The organism is Streptococcus oralis, assembly GCF_003943395.1.
GTDB classification, from domain to species: Bacteria; Bacillota; Bacilli; order Lactobacillales; family Streptococcaceae; genus Streptococcus; species Streptococcus oralis_BF.
The window spans coordinates 63,580-80,490 of sequence record NZ_RJPJ01000008.1; the positions used below are offsets into that span (position 1 = coordinate 63,580).

The following is a 16,911-nucleotide window of genomic DNA, read 5'->3' on the forward strand; positions in this document are numbered from 1 at the left end:
ACTTTTAAAGAACATCGAGGGCATTTGCAGAGAGCTACCTAAAAAAGCCTATCCTCTTTTGATAAACAAAAAAACTCCAATTACAAACGAGAATTAGAGTTTACCTTACAAGATTAGACAGTTCTTTTCGACATACGAAAAAAACCTTTTCACATTTCCCTTCGCCAGTCTTAACTGTATCAGGTTCAATGGGTATCATCTCAGCCTAAAGCACCCCAAATGTCTTTATTATTTAATTACTGGACTAGTATAACAGAAATTGAAAGCCCTAGCAAGATATTTGACTGAAAAATATATTTATATAGTTTCTAATAACGATTTATTCTTTCTATACACAAAGAAAAACCTCCACATCAGGTGGAGGCCTTCTACTTTATCAATACAATTTCAAATCACGAGGATCAACTGGGAAGGTTGGGTTGTATGGGTTATGACGGAGTTTGAAGTGTTTGACATCCTCAATAGTCTGAGTTCCAGATAACTGCATGACTGTCTTCAATTCTGCATTCAAGTGTTCAAAGACTTGACGTACACCCACACTACCACCAAGAGCCAAGCCATAGATCACAGGGCGGCCAATAGCTACCAAGTCTGCTCCTGAAGCCAAGGCTTTAAAGACGTGTTGACCGCGACGAACACCAGAGTCAAAGACAATTGGCACACGTTTATCAACTGCTTCTGCTACTTCTTGAAGTGAGTCAAAGGCAGCTGGTCCACCGTCGATTTGGCGGCCACCGTGGTTGGTTACCCAGATACCAGAAGCACCTGCGGCAAGCGAACGTTCAACGTCCTCACGGCATTGGGGCCCCTTGACATAGACAGGAAGTCCTGAGTATGCAGCGATAAATTCTACATCGCGTGGAGATAGGCGTTGTTTGGCTGATTTGTAAACAAAGTCCATTGATTTACCAGCACCTTCTGGCAGGTATTCCTCAACAATCGGCATACCAACTGGGAAGACAAAACCATTGCGCTTGTCGACCTCACGATTGCCCCCTACAGTTGCATCCGCCGTCAAGACAATCGCTTTGTAGCCTTCAGCCTTGACACGGTCCATGATATGGCGGTTAATCCCGTCATCCTTACTAAAGTAAAATTGGAACCAATGAGGTGTCCCTTGAAGAGCTTCCGTAATTTCTGGAAGGTCAACGGTAGAGTAAGAGCTGGTTGTATAAAGAGAACCAAATTCATGCACACCACGCGCAGTAGCTACTTCCCCCTGCTCATTTGCCAATTTATGAGCCGCAACAGGCGCCATAATAATTGGTGAAGATAATTTTTCACCTGCAAATTCAATCTCTGTACTTGGATTTTCAACATCACAAAGCGTATGAGGAACAATAAGTTTGTGGTTAAAGGCACGGATGTTCTCGCGTAAAGTGAAAGTATCCTCTGCTCCACTAGCGATATAACCAAAGGCAGCTTTAGGAATGACTTGTTGCGCCATTGGCTCCAAATCATAAGTGTTAATAAAATCTACAGGTCCTTCTGCATTGCTTGTTTTATATGACATAAAGTGTCCTCCTTATTAAGTAAGCGTTTACTTTTTCTTACATAAACTATCTTACCTCTTTTTCAGAATCCTTTCAAAAATTTTGTCTGGAAATTTCAAACTACAGCTATGATAAATTTTTTCTATCGTTGTGATAAAAAATTCATATTATCCAAACATGCCCTTTAGTGCTACAATAGCTATATTATTCCTAGATGGGAGGTTCTATTTTGGATTGGTCAATTGTTGAACAATATTTACCACTCTATCAAAAGGCTTTTTTTCTGACCTTACATATCGCAGTTTGGGGAATTCTGGGTTCTTTTCTTGTTGGTCTAATCGTTAGTGTCATTCGGCATTATCGCGTTCCTATCTTTTCACAGTTAGCAACAGCCTACATCGAATTGTCACGAAACACGCCCCTTTTGATTCAGCTCTTCTTCCTCTATTTCGGGCTTCCCCGAATAGGGATTGTTCTTTCTTCAGAAGTCTGTGCAACAGTTGGGCTCATCTTTTTAGGTGGCTCCTACATGGCTGAATCTTTCAGAAGCGGACTGGAAGCTGTCAGTCAAACCCAGCACGAGATTGGTCTAGCCATCGGTCTAACGCCTGTACAGGTCTTTCGCTATGTGGTTCTTCCGCAAGCAACTGCGGTAGCCCTACCGTCCTTTAGTGCCAATGTCATTTTTCTCATCAAAGAAACCTCAGTTTTCTCTGCAGTAGCCTTAGCCGATCTCATGTACGTCGCCAAGGACTTGATTGGACTCTATTATGAGACAGACATTGCACTGACCATGTTGGTAGTTGCTTACCTGATCATGCTTCTACCCATCTCTCTAGTCTTTAGCTGGATAGAAAGGAGGCTCCGCTATGCAGGATTCGGGAATGCAAGTACTCTTTCAGGGAAATAATCTCCTGCGAATTCTACAAGGATTGGGTATCACGATTGGAATTTCCATTCTCTCCGTCCTTCTATCAATGATTTTCGGAATAGTCATGGGAATCATCATGACCACCCATTCTAGAGTTATTCGTTTTTTAACACGCTTTTATCTGGAATTTATCCGTATCATGCCCCAGCTGGTACTACTTTTCATCGTTTATTTCGGCTTAGCTCGAAACTTTAATATCAACATCTCAGGCGAGACTTCGGCTATTATTGTTTTTACCCTCTGGGGTACAGCTGAAATGGGAGACTTGGTGCGTGGAGCCATCACTTCCCTCCCTAAACATCAGTTTGAAAGCGGACAGGCTCTGGGCTTGACTAACTTGCAACTTTACTATCACATTATCATTCCACAGGTCTTGAGAAGACTACTACCGCAAGCCATCAACCTTGTCACCCGGATGATTAAAACCACTTCCTTGGTTGTCTTGATTGGGGTTGTTGAAGTGACCAAGATTGGGCAACAAATCATCGATAGCAATCGCTTGACCATCCCAACCGCTTCCTTTTGGATTTATGGAACCATTCTGGTCCTGTATTTTGCAGTCTGTTTTCCTATTTCCAAACTATCCACTCACTTAGAAAAACATTGGAGGAACTAAATGTCTGAAACTATTTTAGAAATCAAGGACCTAAAAAAATCCTTTGGAGACAATCCCATCCTCCAAGGCCTTTCTCTGGATATCAAAAAGGGGGAAGTCGTCGTCATTCTAGGACCATCTGGTTGCGGAAAAAGTACACTTCTCCGCTGCCTCAATGGCTTAGAAACCATACAGGGTGGAGATATTCTTCTGGATGGCCAGTCCATTATTAGCAATCAGAAAAACTTTCACCTGGTTCGCCAAAAAATCGGCATGGTCTTTCAAAGTTATGAACTCTTTCCTCACCTAGATGTCCTTCAAAACCTCATCCTAGGCCCTATCAAAGCTCAGGGACGAGACAAGAAAGAAGTAACGGAGGAAGCTTTGCGACTACTGGAACGTGTGGGTTTGCTTGATAAAAAAGACAGTTTTGCTCGCCAATTATCTGGTGGACAGAAGCAACGAGTGGCGATTGTCCGTGCCCTTCTCATGCATCCAGAAATTATCCTCTTTGACGAAGTGACGGCTTCACTGGACCCAGAAATGGTACGTGAGGTTCTGGAACTTATCAATGACTTGGCTCAAGAAGGGCGTACCATGATTCTGGTAACCCACGAAATGCAGTTTGCCCAAGCTATTGCAGACCGCATTATCTTTCTCGACCAAGGGAAAATCGCTGAAGAAGGAACGGCTCAAGACTTCTTTACCAATCCACAAACCAAACGAGCACAGGAATTTTTAAACGTCTTTGACTTTAGCCAGTTCGGCTCATATCTATAAAGGAGATTTTTATGAAACTACTCAAACCAATTCTAACTGTTTTTGCTCTAGCATTTGCGCTTATCTTTGTCACAGCTTGTAGCTCAGGTGGAAGCTCTGATACTTCATCAGGAAAAGCAACTGCCAAAGCCCGCACTATTGACGAAATCAAAAAAAGCGGTGAGCTTCGAATCGCCGTATTTGGAGACAAAAAACCATTTGGTTATGTTGACAACGACGGTTCTTACCAAGGCTACGATATTGAATTGGGTAACCAATTAGCTCAAGACTTAGGTGTTAAAGTCAAATACGTTTCCGTTGATGCTGCCAACCGTGCTGAATATTTGATTTCAAACAAGGTGGATATCACACTTGCCAACTTCACAGTTACCGACGAACGTAAGAAACAAGTTGATTTTGCCCTTCCTTACATGAAAGTTTCCCTCGGTGTTGTGTCACCAAAAGATAAAGTCATCAAAGACGTTAAAGAATTAGAAGGCAAAACCTTGATTGTCACAAAAGGAACCACTGCTGAAACCTACTTTGAGAAAAATCACCCAGAAGTCAAACTTCAAAAATATGACCAATACAGTGATGCTTATCAGGCTCTTCTTGACGGACGTGGAGATGCCTTCTCAACTGACAATACGGAAGTCTTAGCTTGGGCACTCGAAAATAAAGGATTTGAAGTAGGAATTACTTCCCTCGGTGACCCAGACACCATCGCACCAGCAGTTCAAAAGGGTAATCAAGAACTTCTTGACTACATCAACCAAGAAATTGAAAAATTAGGTAAAGAAAACTTCTTCCACAAGGCTTATGAAAAGACACTTCACCCAACCTACGGTAACGCTGCTAAGGCAGATGACCTTGTTGTTGAAGGCGGAAAAGTAGACTAACATCTAATAAACATAACAAAAAGAAATCAGGTAATCCTAGTGACTACCTGATTTCCAATATTTTAGGCATTTTGCCAATTTTCTTGGTCTTCTTTGAAGTGTTTTAAGAGTTCCAATCCCTCTGGTGTGATGTAACCTTCTTCCTGAGCTAGGTGGATGAGCTCGCTGTAGTTTGAGAGAGTCACCAGTTTCACGCCTGCGTTTGCAAAGTTCTTATCTGCTTTTGCTAGTTGATAGCTAAAAATGGCCACTACACCGAGAACATCTGCTCCTTCACGCTTGGCAGCTGCTACCGCTTCGAGAACTGAACCACCAGTTGAGATCAAGTCTTCCACGATCACCATTTTTTGCCCCTGGGCTACACGGCCTTCGATTTGGTTTCCGGCTCCATGGTCTTTTGGCTTGCTACGGATATAAGCAAATGGTAGATTCATCTTATCCGCGATGATAGCTCCATGTGGAATCCCTGCTGTCGCTGTACCAGCGATGACTTCTACCTCTGGGAAAGCTGCTTTGATAGCATCCACAAAACCATTTTCAATCAAAGTTCTAGTTTCTGGGTAAGCTAGGGTCACACGATTATCCGTATAGATCGGTGACTTGATCCCAGATGCCCAAGTGAAAGGCTCTTCTGGTTTGAGATAAACCGCTTGAATTTTCAATAGATGGCTAGCAATGTCTCTAGCAAGTGTCATGGTATACTCCTTCTTATCCTTAAATCTATAATCAAATACGCTTTAGACCCAATCGCGTGTCCATTCTTCCTTGATAGCATGGTAAGCTGCTACAGGGTCTGCTGCCTGTGTGATTGGACGGCCTATTACAATGTAGTCACTACCGATTTGATAGGCTTGACCAGGGGTCACTACGCGTTTTTGATCCCCTGCTTCAGCACCTGCTGGTCGAATCCCTGGTGTCAAGCAGATAAAGTCTTCGTTTGTAGCTTCTTTGATAAGTTGGGCTTCTTGGGCTGAGCAAACCACTCCATCCAATCCAGCTTCAGCTGTTTTCTTAGCATAGTGAATCACTGATTCTTGCAGACTAGTTTGGATATTTTGACAGTCTTGCATCTGTTCTTCGGATGTTGAGGTCAATTGGGTCACCGCGATAAGAATCCCTTGATCACCAAGACCTTCACGCGCGGCCTGCATCATCTCAAGTCCACCTGCAGCCTGAACATTGGTCATATCGACACCCAGACTTGACAAGATTTTCATAGTTGACTTGACCGTATTTGGAATATCATGCAACTTGAGATCCAAAAAAACACTATGTCCCAATGATTTCAAATAACGCACAACTTCGGGACCTACTGCATAGTAGATTTCCATTCCTACCTTGACATAGAGTTTTTCCTCTGCTGGAAAAAGGGCTAAAAATTCTTTGGCTTCCTCGAAACTTGGAAAATCCAGAGCAATGACTGGGCGACTCTCACGCATTCTTTTCTCCTATTCTTTGCTAACAGTCCATTGCTCAAAAAAAGGAACCTGCTAGCAGCTAGGTTCCACGAAAAACGGGTAGTCTCCACCCTTTCACTGTCTAACCTTAGCTGCCTCTCTGGACTGCTTTAAAAGTTTTCTACTATTCTATTATTTATAACGATACTTGTCAAGTAAAAACTGAAGATTCTTATTCTTGTTTCTTTTCTTCAGCTTTTTTTTCTTCCTGTTTTTTCTTCTCTGCTTCTTTAGCTTCTTGTTTGGCCTTTTCCTCAGCTTCTTCTAAACGTTTATCAGCCAGGCTAGTGCTATAGATGCCAGCTTCCATATCAATAAAGCTCGGTTCTGACAATTGTGGCTTGATTTTGCTGTAATAAGGCAATTTCTTACTCAATTCTGACAAGGGAACCAGAATTTCATCTGTATCAACCATGGTGATTTTAAGAAGATCAGCAGTCGCCTTACTTGGAGCCAGTTCAATTTTCTGAATAGAATTCTTGATTTCTTCACTAATACTAGATAAACCACTAACCAAGGATTTGATTTGCCCTTCATCATTAAACATCACAGAAAGGTAGGTCTCTGGTAAACTCACTAGACTGACAGGACTTGACTCAACAGTTCCACTAGATAGGATTGGATAGTGGTCTTCACCTGTCACATAGTAGCTAACAATCTCAAATTCTTTGACTTCAATCGTAAAGTTTGTCGGAAATTTGTAGTCAATCTTTGCTGACTCTATCCAGTGATTAGACTTGATCTGCTCAGCGTGCTTCTCCTTGTTCAACAACAAAGACAAGGTATAGTCACTATCCTGAATGCCAGAAACTTGTTTAATGTCATCCGCTTGGGTCTGGACATTTCCCTTAACCTCGATATGCTTGATAGTCGAAAGAGGGGTCAAGAGATAGATAGAAAGGAGGAGAACCAGAACACTCGGCACCAAGATACTCACAGCTCGCCAAATATGAACAGGCGCAATTTTAGGCTTGGCAGGTTTTTCTGGTTTTTCTTTTTTCTTCTTTTCTTTCTCTTTTTTAACTTTTGTGTCTTCCTTTTGAGTTTTCTCAGCTTTCTCGGAGGGTTCCTTGCTTATACTTGAGGCTTCCTCGTCTGATTCACTCGATGATTTCTTGGATTCCTCCAATAGTTTCGAGTTGGCCTCCTTTCGAGCTTGTTTTTCCTTTTCCTTCTCCTCAGCTAGGGCAGCTTCTTCCTCAGCCTTTTTCTTTAGGTATTCTTGGTTTCGTTTCTGCCATTCAGACAATTCTTTCTTGGGGGTTGATTCTTTTTTCTTATCCTTTGACATTGATATTCCTTATGATAAGTCTTTTCTTAGTAGGGCATAAAAATCATCAAGAGATTTCAACTCAGTTGAAGCCCTCATACTAGCTTGGTATTGATCCTTGTGACTAAGCAGGTGACTGAGTTTCTCTTCCAAGCTTTCCAAGGTCAAGTCACTTTCTTGAAGTTCTTCTGCATAGCCTTTCTTAACAAAGTAGGCTGCATTTTCAATCTGGTCTCCTCGACTTGCTTCACGACCCAATGGTACAATGAGATGGAGTTTAGCCATAGCCAAGAGCTCAAAAATCGTGTTGGCACCACCACGCGTCACCACCACATCTGCCATCTCCATCAAGGGTTGATAGAGGTCCGTCACATAGTCAATACGAAAGAGATTTTGGCTCAATTCATTGAGGCTAGAGTCTCCAGTGAGATTAATGATATTGTAGCGCTCTGTCAGCTCTTTTTTATGGTCTGTCACCAATTGGTTAAAGACACGAGCTCCTGCAGAACCACCAACAAACAATACCGTTGGCAATTTTGGATTAAAGTGGGTTTGGATATCCACCAACTCGTCTGGTTCTGGCGTCTCTTGGTCTGTTACCTTGGTCACTGCTCCCACGTGCTCGACTTTTGCAAGACTAGCAGGCTGCTCAAAGGTTGAATACATCTTGGTCGCGAATTTATAGGCAATTTTATTGGCCAAGCCCATAGACAGGTCCGATTCGTGAATAAAGACAGGTACCCCTGACACACGCGCTGCGATAACCGGTGGCACAGACACAAATCCTCCCTTAGAAAAAAGAGCCTGTGGACGCAGTCGTAACATGATAAAGAGGGATTGGACAATTCCCCAACCAACTTTGAAGACATCCAGCATATTTTGCCAAGAAAAATAGCGGCGCAACTTCCCAGTCGCAATAGAATGGAAAGTAACATCCAAACCTGACTTGAGGATTTCTTGGTGTTCGATTCCGTGTTTATCACCAATATAGTGAACTTCCCAGCCGTCTTCGATGAACTTAGGCATTAACAAAAGATTGAGGGTGACATGTCCAACCGTCCCCCCACCTGTAAAGACAATTTTTTTCATATTATTCCTTTAACTCCGCTACTGTGTCGATAAAGAGGTCGCCACGTACTTCAAAGTTAGCATACATATCCCAGCTGGCATTGGCCGGACTGAGAAGAACCACATCTCCTTGAGTCGCAAGCTCATAAGCCTTGCGGGTTGCATCTGCAATATCGGTCGCATCCACATAAGCCACACCAGCCTTCTCAGCTGCACGTTTGACACGTTCTGCAGACTGACCGAGGATGACCATCTTCTTGAGTCCTGTAATATCTGGAACCAATTCGTCAAACTCATTGCCACGGTCCAAACCACCTGCAATTAAGATAACCTTACTATTGTCAAATCCTGACAAGGCTTTTTGAGTAGCCAAGATATTGGTTGATTTGCTATCGTTATAGAATTTGACACCCTGAATTTCATCCACAAATTGGAGACGGTGTTTGACACCACCAAAGGCTGATAGAGTTTCCTTGATTGTTTGGTTGTCGATACCTCGAAGCTTAGCTACTGCAATGGTCGCAAGGGCATTTTCCACATTGTGACTACCTGGAACTCCGATTTCACTCGCTGCCATGACCACTTCTCCACGGAAGTAGAGTTGACCATCTTCCAAATAAGCTCCGTCAACCTTTTCAAGTGTTGAAAATGGAACAACAGTGGCTTGTGTTTTGGTAGCCAATTCTTTTGCCAAATCTTGGTTAAAGTTCAATACAAGGAAATCATCCGCTGTCATCTTGTTCTGGATATTCCACTTGGCTGCTACATATTCCTCAAAAGAACCATGATAGTCGATATGAGTTGGCATGAGGTTGGTAATGACCGCAATCTCAGGCTGGAATTCTTGAACACCCATCAACTGGAAAGAAGAAAGTTCCATGACAAGCGTGTCCTTGGCTGTTGCAGTTTGAGCCACTTGACTAGCAGGATAGCCAATGTTCCCTGACAAGAGACCATGTTGGCCTGCAGCAGTCAAAACCTCCCCAATCATGGTCGTTGTGGTTGTTTTCCCATTTGAACCAGTGATACCGATAATTGGCGCTTCTGAGATCAAGTAAGCCAACTCCACCTCAGTCAAGACTGGAATACCCTTTACCAAAGCCTTTTCAATCATGGGATTGCTATAAGGGATACCTGGATTTTTCACCATCAGAGCAAAATCCTCATCCAAGAGCTCCAAAGGATGCCCACCAGTGACAACCTTGATCCCATCTTCCAGTAGGCTTTGTGCAGCTGGATTTTCCTCGAAAGGCTTGCCGTCATTTACTGTCACAATGGCACCTAACTTGTCCAGCAAACGGGCCGCAGACTCACCAGACTTAGCCAAACCTAAAACAAGTACTTTCTTATTTTTAAATTGATCGATTACTTTCATGTCTCAAACTCCATTTCTACTCTTACTATTTTACCATTTTTATGGAAATAAAAAAGCCACAAAGTGTGTTTGTGACTCTTTCTTCTAACTGAATCTTGCCATATCATCTATGTGATAATTCGGTAACTCGAATGACTTGATCCACTTGCTCCCAGATAAGAGGATTGTGGGTCGCAATAATAATGGTCCGATTCGGATTTTTTAGAGATTCTAATATAGAAAGTAATTCCTCAGAGTTTTTGGGGTCTAGTGAAGCAGTTGGTTCATCTGCGAGAATCAAAACTAACCTGCACTCCAAAAGTTCGACAAAAAATATCTAACCCTTAGAGTGCAGGTCAACTCTCAGTACTTTATATCCTTACCTATCTTTCTGCTGACCGCTGGCCTGTGACAAACATGGTAAAGGTGGCTTTGCAGACATTTCTGCCTTCTTGATTGGTGATATCGACATCTACTACACAAGTGGTACGTCCTTGGTGGACGCATTCTCCTTTAATGGTCAGTACATCGTCGAGTTTTCCTGCCTTGAGGTAGTTGATAGAGGACTGGAGCGTCACTCCATCAAGCCCCAGCGAGATAACCACCAAACCACTGATCTGGTCACAAAGGGTGAAGAGATAGCCACCATGGGCATTGCCATAGTAGTTGAGCGACGAGTCCACCACTTTGGTCGTCACCACAACCTGACCATCTCTCATTTTTTCTATTTCGTAATTTTCAAAGGCAGATATAGCGTCAAAATGAAAATCTTTCATCGTTTCCTCCTGATAGTTCAAACGACACTATGATACTACTTTTTATAGGACTGTGCAAGGAGAAAGCTCCTAGTCTGGTAAAATTCCAACCTGCTCAACAAAGAGCATAAAGGCTGCCTGTCCCTGCTCCGTTTGCTTGTAAACTCCTGCGTCCTCCAGAACACGGGCAAAAATAGCACCCACAGAGTCCTTGACGATTTCAAGGGCTTTTTCTTTATCTGCTAGGTCCGGATGTTGGGCTTTGAGTTGGTCTGCCCATTCCTGATGATAGTCGACAACTATGTCACCATCTCCCACGAGGTAGCTAGCGACTTGCTCCACTTCTGCTTTCAATCGTGGAGGCAGGATAGCCAAGCCCATGACCTCAATCAAGCCGATATTTTCTTTCTTGATATGTTGGACATCCTTGTGGGGATGATAGATACCGTCAGGATGTTCTGCAGAAGTCTGATTATCTCGCAAGACCAAGTCCAATTCAAACTGACCGTCGCGTTTACGAGCAATCGGTGTAATGGTGTGATGTGGTGTCCCGTCTGTTTCTGCCAAAATCTGCACTGCAGGATCTGAATACTGGCGCCATTCCTGCAAAATCTTATCAGCCAAGTTGATCAAATCCTCTTTGAAATCCGAGGTCAAACGTAGCACTGACATAGGCCACTTGACAATCCCAGCCTTGACCTGCTCAAATCCATCAAAACAGAAAGTCTTTTGCAGAGGAGCCAATTCCATAGGAAAGACATGACGCCCTCCCTGATAGTGGTCATGAGTTAGAATAGACCCCCCCACAATCGGCAGATCAGCATTAGAACCCGCAAAATAGCCTGGAAACTGTTCAACAATCGCCAGCAGACGCTCAAAGCTTTGACGATTGATAGCCATGGGCCGATGCTGGCCATCTAAGAAAATACAGTGCTCATTAAAGTAAGCATAGGGCGAATACTGGAAACCCCACTCCTGACCCGCCATTTCAAAACGGATAATGCGGTGATTGCTGCGAGCTGGGTGGTTGACCCGACCATGATAGCCTTCATTTTCTAGACAGAGTTGACACTGGGGATAATGGCTAGCTTGCACCAACTTGGCTGCAGCAATCTCTTTCGGGTCCTTTTCAGGCTTAGAGAGGTTGATGGTAATCTCAAGCTCTCCGTAATCAGATAAAACACGATAAGCAATATTCTTAGCAATGGCCTTGAGCTTGATGTAGTCATTTTTCTGGCTAAGCTGGTAAAAATCTGCAATTGCTTGCTCAGGAGAGCGGGCATAGGTTTCCCAGAAGTCACGATTGACCTGACTTGGACAAGGGGTCACCAACTCCATTAGTTCAGCACCGAGAATTTCACGCGCAGCCTGACTATCCTCAATCCTCTCTAATCGAACCGCTTCCTCGACTAACTGGTCCTTAAGGTCAATCAACTCATACAGATTCGTCTCAACTTCCAAAACACCTTCTCCCACTCGTGCTAAGACACGATTGGTTAGGTAGATTCGATCCATTTCCTCAAATGAACTTCCAGCAATGACTTCCGTGATAAATGCATCTAGAACTCCCTGACTCATTGATTCTCCTTCTTACTTTCTAAATAGTCTCTGACAGCATCTAAATCCTGAAAAACTTGTTCTGTTTTATTTAAGAAAGACTGTGCTGGCATTTTTAAGTCTGGAATACAAATAACTGGTATCCCAGCTCTATACGCTGCTTCAATCCCTGCTTCACTATCCTCTAATACTAAGCAATTCTCTGGTAAAACATTCAAATCACTACAGGCCTTTAAAAATATATCAGGGTAAGGTTTGCTTCGTTTTACATCTTTTGCAAAAACTAGATGGTCAAATAGGGACAGTATACCATTACTATCCAAAATCATTCTAGCTCGAGATTCAACACTTGAAGTTGCTAGAGCGATTGGAATACCTTCTCTTTGCAAAAAAGCAAGCAAATTTTTAGCACCTTTTTTTAAATTTACACCTTTGGCTAAGATTCTAGCTTCCAGTTCATAAACTTTTTCCAAGGTTTGGTCAAAGTTCCAAGGTAAATCATAGGTATCCAAAAATCGTTGAACATTCTCCTCTTCCCTATGTCCACTGTATTCTCTAGAATATGTTTCTTCTGTGAAAGGAATTCCAAAATCTTCAAGCAATTCTTGATAAACTTTTAGAGAAATGATTTCAGTATCGGCTAATAAGCCATCTAAATCAAATATTACAGCTTCCATATCCTTCTCTCCTAGTCTAAAACGCGAGTACCACCTGCAACTTCAGCGATATAGAAGCTTGGAGCATAGCCAACGATTTCTTCATAGTGCTTGCCTACAGCTTCTTTAAAGAACTCAACAGCGTCTTTTTGAACCAAGGCAATGGCACAACCACCAAAACCTGCTCCTGTCATACGAGCACCAAGAACACCTTCTTGAGCCCAAGCAGTATGAACAAGGGTATCCAATTCCAAACCAGTCACTTCGTAGTCATGTTCAAGAGACACATGAGACGCATTCATCAAACGACCAAATTTATCCAAATCGCCTGCTTGCAGAGCTGCTTGCGCTTTAAGGGTCCGTTGATTTTCAAGAACCGCGTGGCGAGCACGTTTTAAACGATTTTCGTCTTTAATCAGATAGCTGTATTGGTCAAAGGCCCACTCATCCAATTCGCCTAAAGTCTGGATATCCAAGGCAACTTGGAGTTCTTCTACCGCTTTTTCACATTCCGCACGGCGTTCATTATATTTAGAATCTGCTAGTTCACGGCGCTTATTGGTATTCATGATAACAACAACATTGTCCTTCAAATCAAGAGGAACCAAGTCATATTCTAGAGTATTAGTATCTAGGTAAATAGCACGTTGGTCTGCACCCATACCGATAGCAAATTGGTCCATAATCCCAGAGTTAACACCAATAAAGTTATTCTCTGTCAATTTCCCGATTTTTACTAAATCTAGACGATCCAATTTTAGGTCAAAGAGGTATTCTGCCACGACACCTGTCAATAGCTCCAAAGAAGCTGAAGATGACAAACCAGCACCATTTGGGATATTCCCATAAACATAAAAATCAAACCCTTTGTCAATCACATGTCCAGCTTCTTGCAAGAAATGAAGAACCCCTTTTGGATAGTTGGTCCAGCTGTGCTCTTTTTCAAACTTGAGATCAGCAAGAGGCACTTCGATGATACCCTTGTCTTCAAAATTGGCTGAGTAGAAACGCAAGACTTGGTCGTCACGCTTGCGAGCCGCTCCATAGGTTCCCAGGGAAATGGCAGCAGGAAAAACGTGACCGCCGTTGTAGTCCGTGTGTTCACCAATCAAATTGATACGACCTGGTGAAAAGAAAGTTTGGTCTGCTTCTTGACCAAAAACGGCAAGAAAGTCTTTGCGAAAGTCTTCAGTAGTAAGATGTTGTGTCATATAAATTCTCCTTTGACTGTCCGTTAAGTCGCCTTAACGTGTAATCGTTTTCTTCTATTGTATCCAAGGCTTTTGCCAAGGTCAATCCTTTTTACTAAAGTTTTACTAAACAACAGGTAAAAAGAAGAAAAATATGATATACTAACCTAAAAGAAGGAGGATTTATGGCTACCTTAAAAGACATCGCACAGCTAGCCTCTGTCTCTATCGCGACCGTATCTCGTGTCCTCAATCGCGACCAGAGTCTATCTGTTACAGAAGAAACTAGACACCGTATTTTAACTGTCGCTGAAGAGCTGGGCTATACTAAGCACCTCAAGACAGGCGAATCCCACAAACCCAAGCAAAAGATTGCCATTATCCAATGGGTCAGCGAACAAGGGGAGTTGGACGACCTCTACTACTATCAGATTCGTCTCGGTATTGAAAAAAGAGCCCAAGAGTTGGACTATGATATCTTGCGCTATTTTAATGACCATCCTTTTACATTAAGCGAGGAAGTGATTGGGATACTCTGTATTGGAAAGTTCAGCCGATCACAAATCTCTGCCTTTGAAGAATACCAAAAACCCCTAGTCTTTTTAGACAGCGATACTCTTTCATTGGGACATACCTGTATTATCACTGACTTTTACACTGCTGTCAAACAAGTTGTAGACCATTTTCTCAGTCAGGGGCTGGATCGGATTGGCATTCTAACAGGTCTTGAGGAAACAACCGATCAGGAAGAGATTATTCAAGATAAGCGACTAGAAAATTTCAAAGACATTACCCAAGCAAAAGGTATCTACCATGAAGAACTGATCTTTCAGGGGATCTTTACTGCCCAGTCTGGCTATGACCTGATGAAGGAGACCATTCACAAGTTGGGTGATAAACTCCCACCAGCCTTTTTCGCCGCCAGCGATAGTTTAGCCATCGGTGCCCTTCGTGCCCTTCAAGAAGCTGGAATTAGCCTACCAGACCGCGTCAGCCTCATTTCTTTTAACGACACTAGCCTGACCAAGCAGGTCTATCCTCCTCTTTCTAGCATTACCGTCTATACCGAAGAAATGGGCCGAGCAGGGATGGATATTCTTAACAAGGAAGTCCTCCACGGTCGGAAAATTCCTAGCCTAACCATGCTGGGCACCAGACTGACTTTGAGAGAGAGTACCACTAATAAATAAGAAAAACTCACAAACAAGATTCAGAGCGAAACTTGCTTGTGAGTTTTTGCTATCCCTCCACGATCATATTTTTAAATAGCTGATAAAAGTAGTAAGATACTAATGAGGCGAGCTATTAGTATACACCAACCTATTAGAAAGGAATTTCCAAATGTTAGCTAAAATAACTCCAAACGACTACCTACATACCTACTACAAACAATGGATTACCATTTACAAAGAAGGAGCCATCCGAAATGTAACTTTACAAAAATACAAAATGACCCTGCACTGGCTACAAAAACTGGCACCTGATCTAAAACTATGCGATGTAAATCGTATCGTTTATCAACAGTTACTCAATAACTACGCAAAAGAGCATGAACGTGTCACAACAATGGATTTTCACCATCAGCTTAAAAGTGCGATTATGGATGCTGTAGATGAAGGGTTAATCACTCACGATCCTACTCGCAAGGCCATTATTAAAGGGAAAAATCCTCGAGAAAAGAAGCCAAAATACCTCAATCAGTTTGAACTTCATACACTCTTAACCCATTTGAAGCTATCTAATCATCTCAACTGGGATTGGCTCATATTACTAACAGCTAAGACTGGAATTCGTTTTTCTGAAGCTCTGGGCATCACACCAGCTGACTTTGACTTTCCTCATCAACTACTCAGTATTAATAAAAGTTGGAATTATAAAGAAACTGGAGAATTTGCACCAACGAAAAATCGTTCTTCTGTCCGAAAAATTCAATTAGATTGGCAAACTGTCATCCAATTTGCCGAACTAACGCGTGATCTCCCTTCAGAACAACCTATCTTTGTTCATGGGAAAATATACAATTCTACTATAAATAACATCTTAGAAAAGAGATGCAAGGAAGCCAAAGTTCCCGTGATTACTTTACACGGTCTGCGGCATACCCATGCTTCGCTTCTGCTTTTTGCTGGTGTTTCAATTGCTAGTGTTGCTAGACGACTAGGGCATGCTAGCATGACCACTACTCAAAAAACATACCTCCATATTATCCAAGAACTCGAAAACCAAGATATTGATTTGATTATGCGATCACTATCTAGTCTCAATTAAGTAGGAATCACTCACGCTGTTGAAGGGTAATGAGCTGATCCAATTCTTGGAAAAAGGAACCGATGGCCTTTTGTTCGGGATGATTAACAGGAAATAGTAGCTCCGTATCAAAGAAATCTTGGGGGGAAATATTTAAAAGTCCATGATTTCTTGCTCCTTCTGCTGCTCTCATAGAAACTTCCTTATGCCATTTTGGAGAATCATAATATACAGCTAAAAAATCTGAATCTATAGAATTGGGTCTAAAAACAATATATAATGTTGATAATACTCCCATTTCATAATTTTCCAATCTTTTAACTGCACCCCATGGATAATCTGACGAATAAGATTTATTATACGCAAATTCTCCTTTTTTCAATAGATAATATCCGCTAACATCCTTACTAGCAACCTTCTTATTAAAGAAAGTTTCTTGGTTAATTAGTCCATGTTGAGCGGAAATAGTTAAAGGTAATTCAGATTCCAAATTTTTATTTTTTCTCGTAACCCGTTCTGCTACCTCCCCCAACTTCCGCTGTTCCCAAGCGTTAGTAAATATTCTATTATTTAGAAAAGAGATTTTTAGATATGATTTTTGTAATAAAAAAATATTACAAAAAATATTTGACAAATTATTTGTTTAGGTGTAGAATGAAAGAAACAATTACGAGAGGAGA

Annotated in this window: 17 protein-coding genes, 1 pseudogene and 1 riboswitch; of the genes and pseudogenes, 6 read left to right on the top strand and 12 right to left on the bottom strand. The window is 42.1% G+C overall.

The annotated features are described in order from the left end of the window. Nucleotides 1–139: 139 nt before the first annotated feature. A riboswitch (TPP riboswitch) is annotated at nucleotides 140–228 on the bottom strand. Between the two features lie 148 nt (nucleotides 229–376). Further along, the gene (gene lctO / locus D8802_RS07205; protein WP_000120736.1) at nucleotides 377–1,513 is read right to left on the bottom strand and encodes an L-lactate oxidase; all 1,137 of its coding nucleotides are present in this window, start codon (nucleotides 1,511–1,513) and stop codon (nucleotides 377–379) included. 209 nt (nucleotides 1,514–1,722) lie between these two features. On the opposite strand from lctO, the gene D8802_RS07210 reads away from it, so the two are divergent. From D8802_RS07210 to D8802_RS07225, 4 genes are read left to right on the top strand one after another with little or no spacing between them, the layout of a single operon-like run. Continuing rightward, complete coding sequence (locus tag D8802_RS07210) at nucleotides 1,723–2,403, top strand: amino acid ABC transporter permease (protein ID WP_125395334.1); 681 nt, start codon at nucleotides 1,723–1,725, stop codon at nucleotides 2,401–2,403. Then, nucleotides 2,363–3,040 (top strand): amino acid ABC transporter permease, encoded by a 678-nt coding sequence (locus D8802_RS07215; protein WP_125395335.1) that lies wholly within the window; start codon nucleotides 2,363–2,365, stop codon nucleotides 3,038–3,040. Before D8802_RS07210 ends, D8802_RS07215 begins: the two co-directional genes overlap by 41 nt. After that, on the top strand, nucleotides 3,041–3,799 hold the full coding sequence (locus D8802_RS07220) for an amino acid ABC transporter ATP-binding protein (RefSeq protein ID WP_125395336.1): 759 nt from the start codon (nucleotides 3,041–3,043) through the stop codon (nucleotides 3,797–3,799). It abuts the gene before it with no gap. Between the two features lie 11 nt (nucleotides 3,800–3,810). After that, on the top strand, nucleotides 3,811–4,677 hold the full coding sequence (locus D8802_RS07225) for a cysteine ABC transporter substrate-binding protein (RefSeq protein WP_125395337.1): 867 nt from the start codon (nucleotides 3,811–3,813) through the stop codon (nucleotides 4,675–4,677). 62 nt (nucleotides 4,678–4,739) lie between these two features. Here the strand turns inward: D8802_RS07225 and pyrE are convergent, their stop codons facing one another. From pyrE to D8802_RS07275, 10 genes and pseudogenes are all read right to left on the bottom strand, one after another. After that, on the bottom strand, nucleotides 4,740–5,372 hold the full coding sequence (gene pyrE, locus D8802_RS07230) for an orotate phosphoribosyltransferase (RefSeq protein ID WP_125395338.1): 633 nt from the start codon (nucleotides 5,370–5,372) through the stop codon (nucleotides 4,740–4,742). Between the two features lie 42 nt (nucleotides 5,373–5,414). Beyond that, nucleotides 5,415–6,116 (bottom strand): orotidine-5'-phosphate decarboxylase, encoded by a 702-nt coding sequence (pyrF, locus tag D8802_RS07235; protein ID WP_038804435.1) that lies wholly within the window; start codon nucleotides 6,114–6,116, stop codon nucleotides 5,415–5,417. A 190-nt stretch (nucleotides 6,117–6,306) separates the two neighbouring features. Then, a complete protein-coding gene (locus D8802_RS07240; RefSeq protein ID WP_125395339.1) occupies nucleotides 6,307–7,425 on the bottom strand; it encodes a cell division protein FtsQ/DivIB in 1,119 nt (372 codons plus the stop codon). Between the two features lie 9 nt (nucleotides 7,426–7,434). Further along, on the bottom strand, nucleotides 7,435–8,493 hold the full coding sequence (locus D8802_RS07245) for a UDP-N-acetylglucosamine--N-acetylmuramyl-(pentapeptide) pyrophosphoryl-undecaprenol N-acetylglucosamine transferase (protein WP_125395340.1): 1,059 nt from the start codon (nucleotides 8,491–8,493) through the stop codon (nucleotides 7,435–7,437). A gap of 1 nt (nucleotide 8,494) precedes the next feature. Beyond that, nucleotides 8,495–9,847, bottom strand: a complete 1,353-nt coding sequence (murD, locus tag D8802_RS07250) for a UDP-N-acetylmuramoyl-L-alanine--D-glutamate ligase (protein ID WP_125395341.1) — start codon at nucleotides 9,845–9,847, stop codon at nucleotides 8,495–8,497. A 103-nt stretch (nucleotides 9,848–9,950) separates the two neighbouring features. Continuing rightward, nucleotides 9,951–10,127, bottom strand: a pseudogene (locus tag D8802_RS07255) (AAA family ATPase); the annotation flags it as partial. 82 nt (nucleotides 10,128–10,209) lie between these two features. Beyond that, nucleotides 10,210–10,602 carry a PaaI family thioesterase gene (locus tag D8802_RS07260; protein WP_125395343.1) on the bottom strand — a complete coding sequence of 131 codons (393 nt, stop codon included), beginning with the start codon at nucleotides 10,600–10,602 and terminating at the stop codon, nucleotides 10,210–10,212. Nucleotides 10,603–10,671: 69 nt separating this feature from the next. Then, entirely contained in the window at nucleotides 10,672–12,159 is a 1,488-nt protein-coding gene (locus tag D8802_RS07265) for a UDP-glucose--hexose-1-phosphate uridylyltransferase (RefSeq protein ID WP_125395344.1), read from the bottom strand. After that, a complete protein-coding gene (locus tag D8802_RS07270; RefSeq protein WP_084975694.1) occupies nucleotides 12,156–12,815 on the bottom strand; it encodes an HAD family hydrolase in 660 nt (219 codons plus the stop codon). The genes D8802_RS07265 and D8802_RS07270 overlap by 4 nt, the downstream gene beginning before the upstream one ends. 11 nt (nucleotides 12,816–12,826) lie before the next feature. After that, entirely contained in the window at nucleotides 12,827–14,005 is a 1,179-nt protein-coding gene (locus tag D8802_RS07275) for a galactokinase (RefSeq protein ID WP_125395345.1), read from the bottom strand. A gap of 164 nt (nucleotides 14,006–14,169) precedes the next feature. On the opposite strand from D8802_RS07275, the gene galR reads away from it, so the two are divergent. Together galR and D8802_RS07285 are read left to right on the top strand one after the other, a co-directional pair. Continuing rightward, nucleotides 14,170–15,174, top strand: a complete 1,005-nt coding sequence (galR, locus tag D8802_RS07280; protein ID WP_125395346.1) for a DNA-binding transcriptional regulator GalR — start codon at nucleotides 14,170–14,172, stop codon at nucleotides 15,172–15,174. Nucleotides 15,175–15,325: 151 nt separating this feature from the next. After that, nucleotides 15,326–16,252, top strand: coding sequence for a site-specific integrase (locus D8802_RS07285; protein ID WP_125395347.1), 927 nt, complete (start codon nucleotides 15,326–15,328; stop codon nucleotides 16,250–16,252). A 7-nt stretch (nucleotides 16,253–16,259) separates the two neighbouring features. On the opposite strand, the gene D8802_RS07290 is transcribed toward D8802_RS07285, so the two are convergent. Continuing rightward, nucleotides 16,260–16,865, bottom strand: a complete 606-nt coding sequence (locus D8802_RS07290; protein ID WP_260468406.1) for a restriction endonuclease subunit S domain-containing protein — start codon at nucleotides 16,863–16,865, stop codon at nucleotides 16,260–16,262. Nucleotides 16,866–16,911: the final 46 nt, after the last annotated feature.

Coding starts and splice junctions, on each gene's coding strand:
- D8802_RS07220 (WP_125395336.1), top strand. CDS start 3,041: ATGTCTGAAACTATTTTAGAAATCAAGGACCTAAAAAAATCCTTTGGA.
- D8802_RS07240 (WP_125395339.1), bottom strand. CDS start 7,425: ATGTCAAAGGATAAGAAAAAAGAATCAACCCCCAAGAAAGAATTGTCT.
- D8802_RS07270 (WP_084975694.1), bottom strand. CDS start 12,815: ATGGAAGCTGTAATATTTGATTTAGATGGCTTATTAGCCGATACTGAA.
- pyrE (WP_125395338.1), bottom strand. CDS start 5,372: ATGACACTTGCTAGAGACATTGCTAGCCATCTATTGAAAATTCAAGCG.
- D8802_RS07245 (WP_125395340.1), bottom strand. CDS start 8,493: ATGAAAAAAATTGTCTTTACAGGTGGGGGGACGGTTGGACATGTCACC.
- D8802_RS07285 (WP_125395347.1), top strand. CDS start 15,326: ATGTTAGCTAAAATAACTCCAAACGACTACCTACATACCTACTACAAA.
- lctO (WP_000120736.1), bottom strand. CDS start 1,513: ATGTCATATAAAACAAGCAATGCAGAAGGACCTGTAGATTTTATTAAC.
- D8802_RS07260 (WP_125395343.1), bottom strand. CDS start 10,602: ATGAAAGATTTTCATTTTGACGCTATATCTGCCTTTGAAAATTACGAA.
- D8802_RS07225 (WP_125395337.1), top strand. CDS start 3,811: ATGAAACTACTCAAACCAATTCTAACTGTTTTTGCTCTAGCATTTGCG.
- D8802_RS07265 (WP_125395344.1), bottom strand. CDS start 12,159: ATGAGTCAGGGAGTTCTAGATGCATTTATCACGGAAGTCATTGCTGGA.
- galR (WP_125395346.1), top strand. CDS start 14,170: ATGGCTACCTTAAAAGACATCGCACAGCTAGCCTCTGTCTCTATCGCG.
- pyrF (WP_038804435.1), bottom strand. CDS start 6,116: ATGCGTGAGAGTCGCCCAGTCATTGCTCTGGATTTTCCAAGTTTCGAG.
- D8802_RS07275 (WP_125395345.1), bottom strand. CDS start 14,005: ATGACACAACATCTTACTACTGAAGACTTTCGCAAAGACTTTCTTGCC.
- D8802_RS07215 (WP_125395335.1), top strand. CDS start 2,363: ATGCAGGATTCGGGAATGCAAGTACTCTTTCAGGGAAATAATCTCCTG.
- murD (WP_125395341.1), bottom strand. CDS start 9,847: ATGAAAGTAATCGATCAATTTAAAAATAAGAAAGTACTTGTTTTAGGT.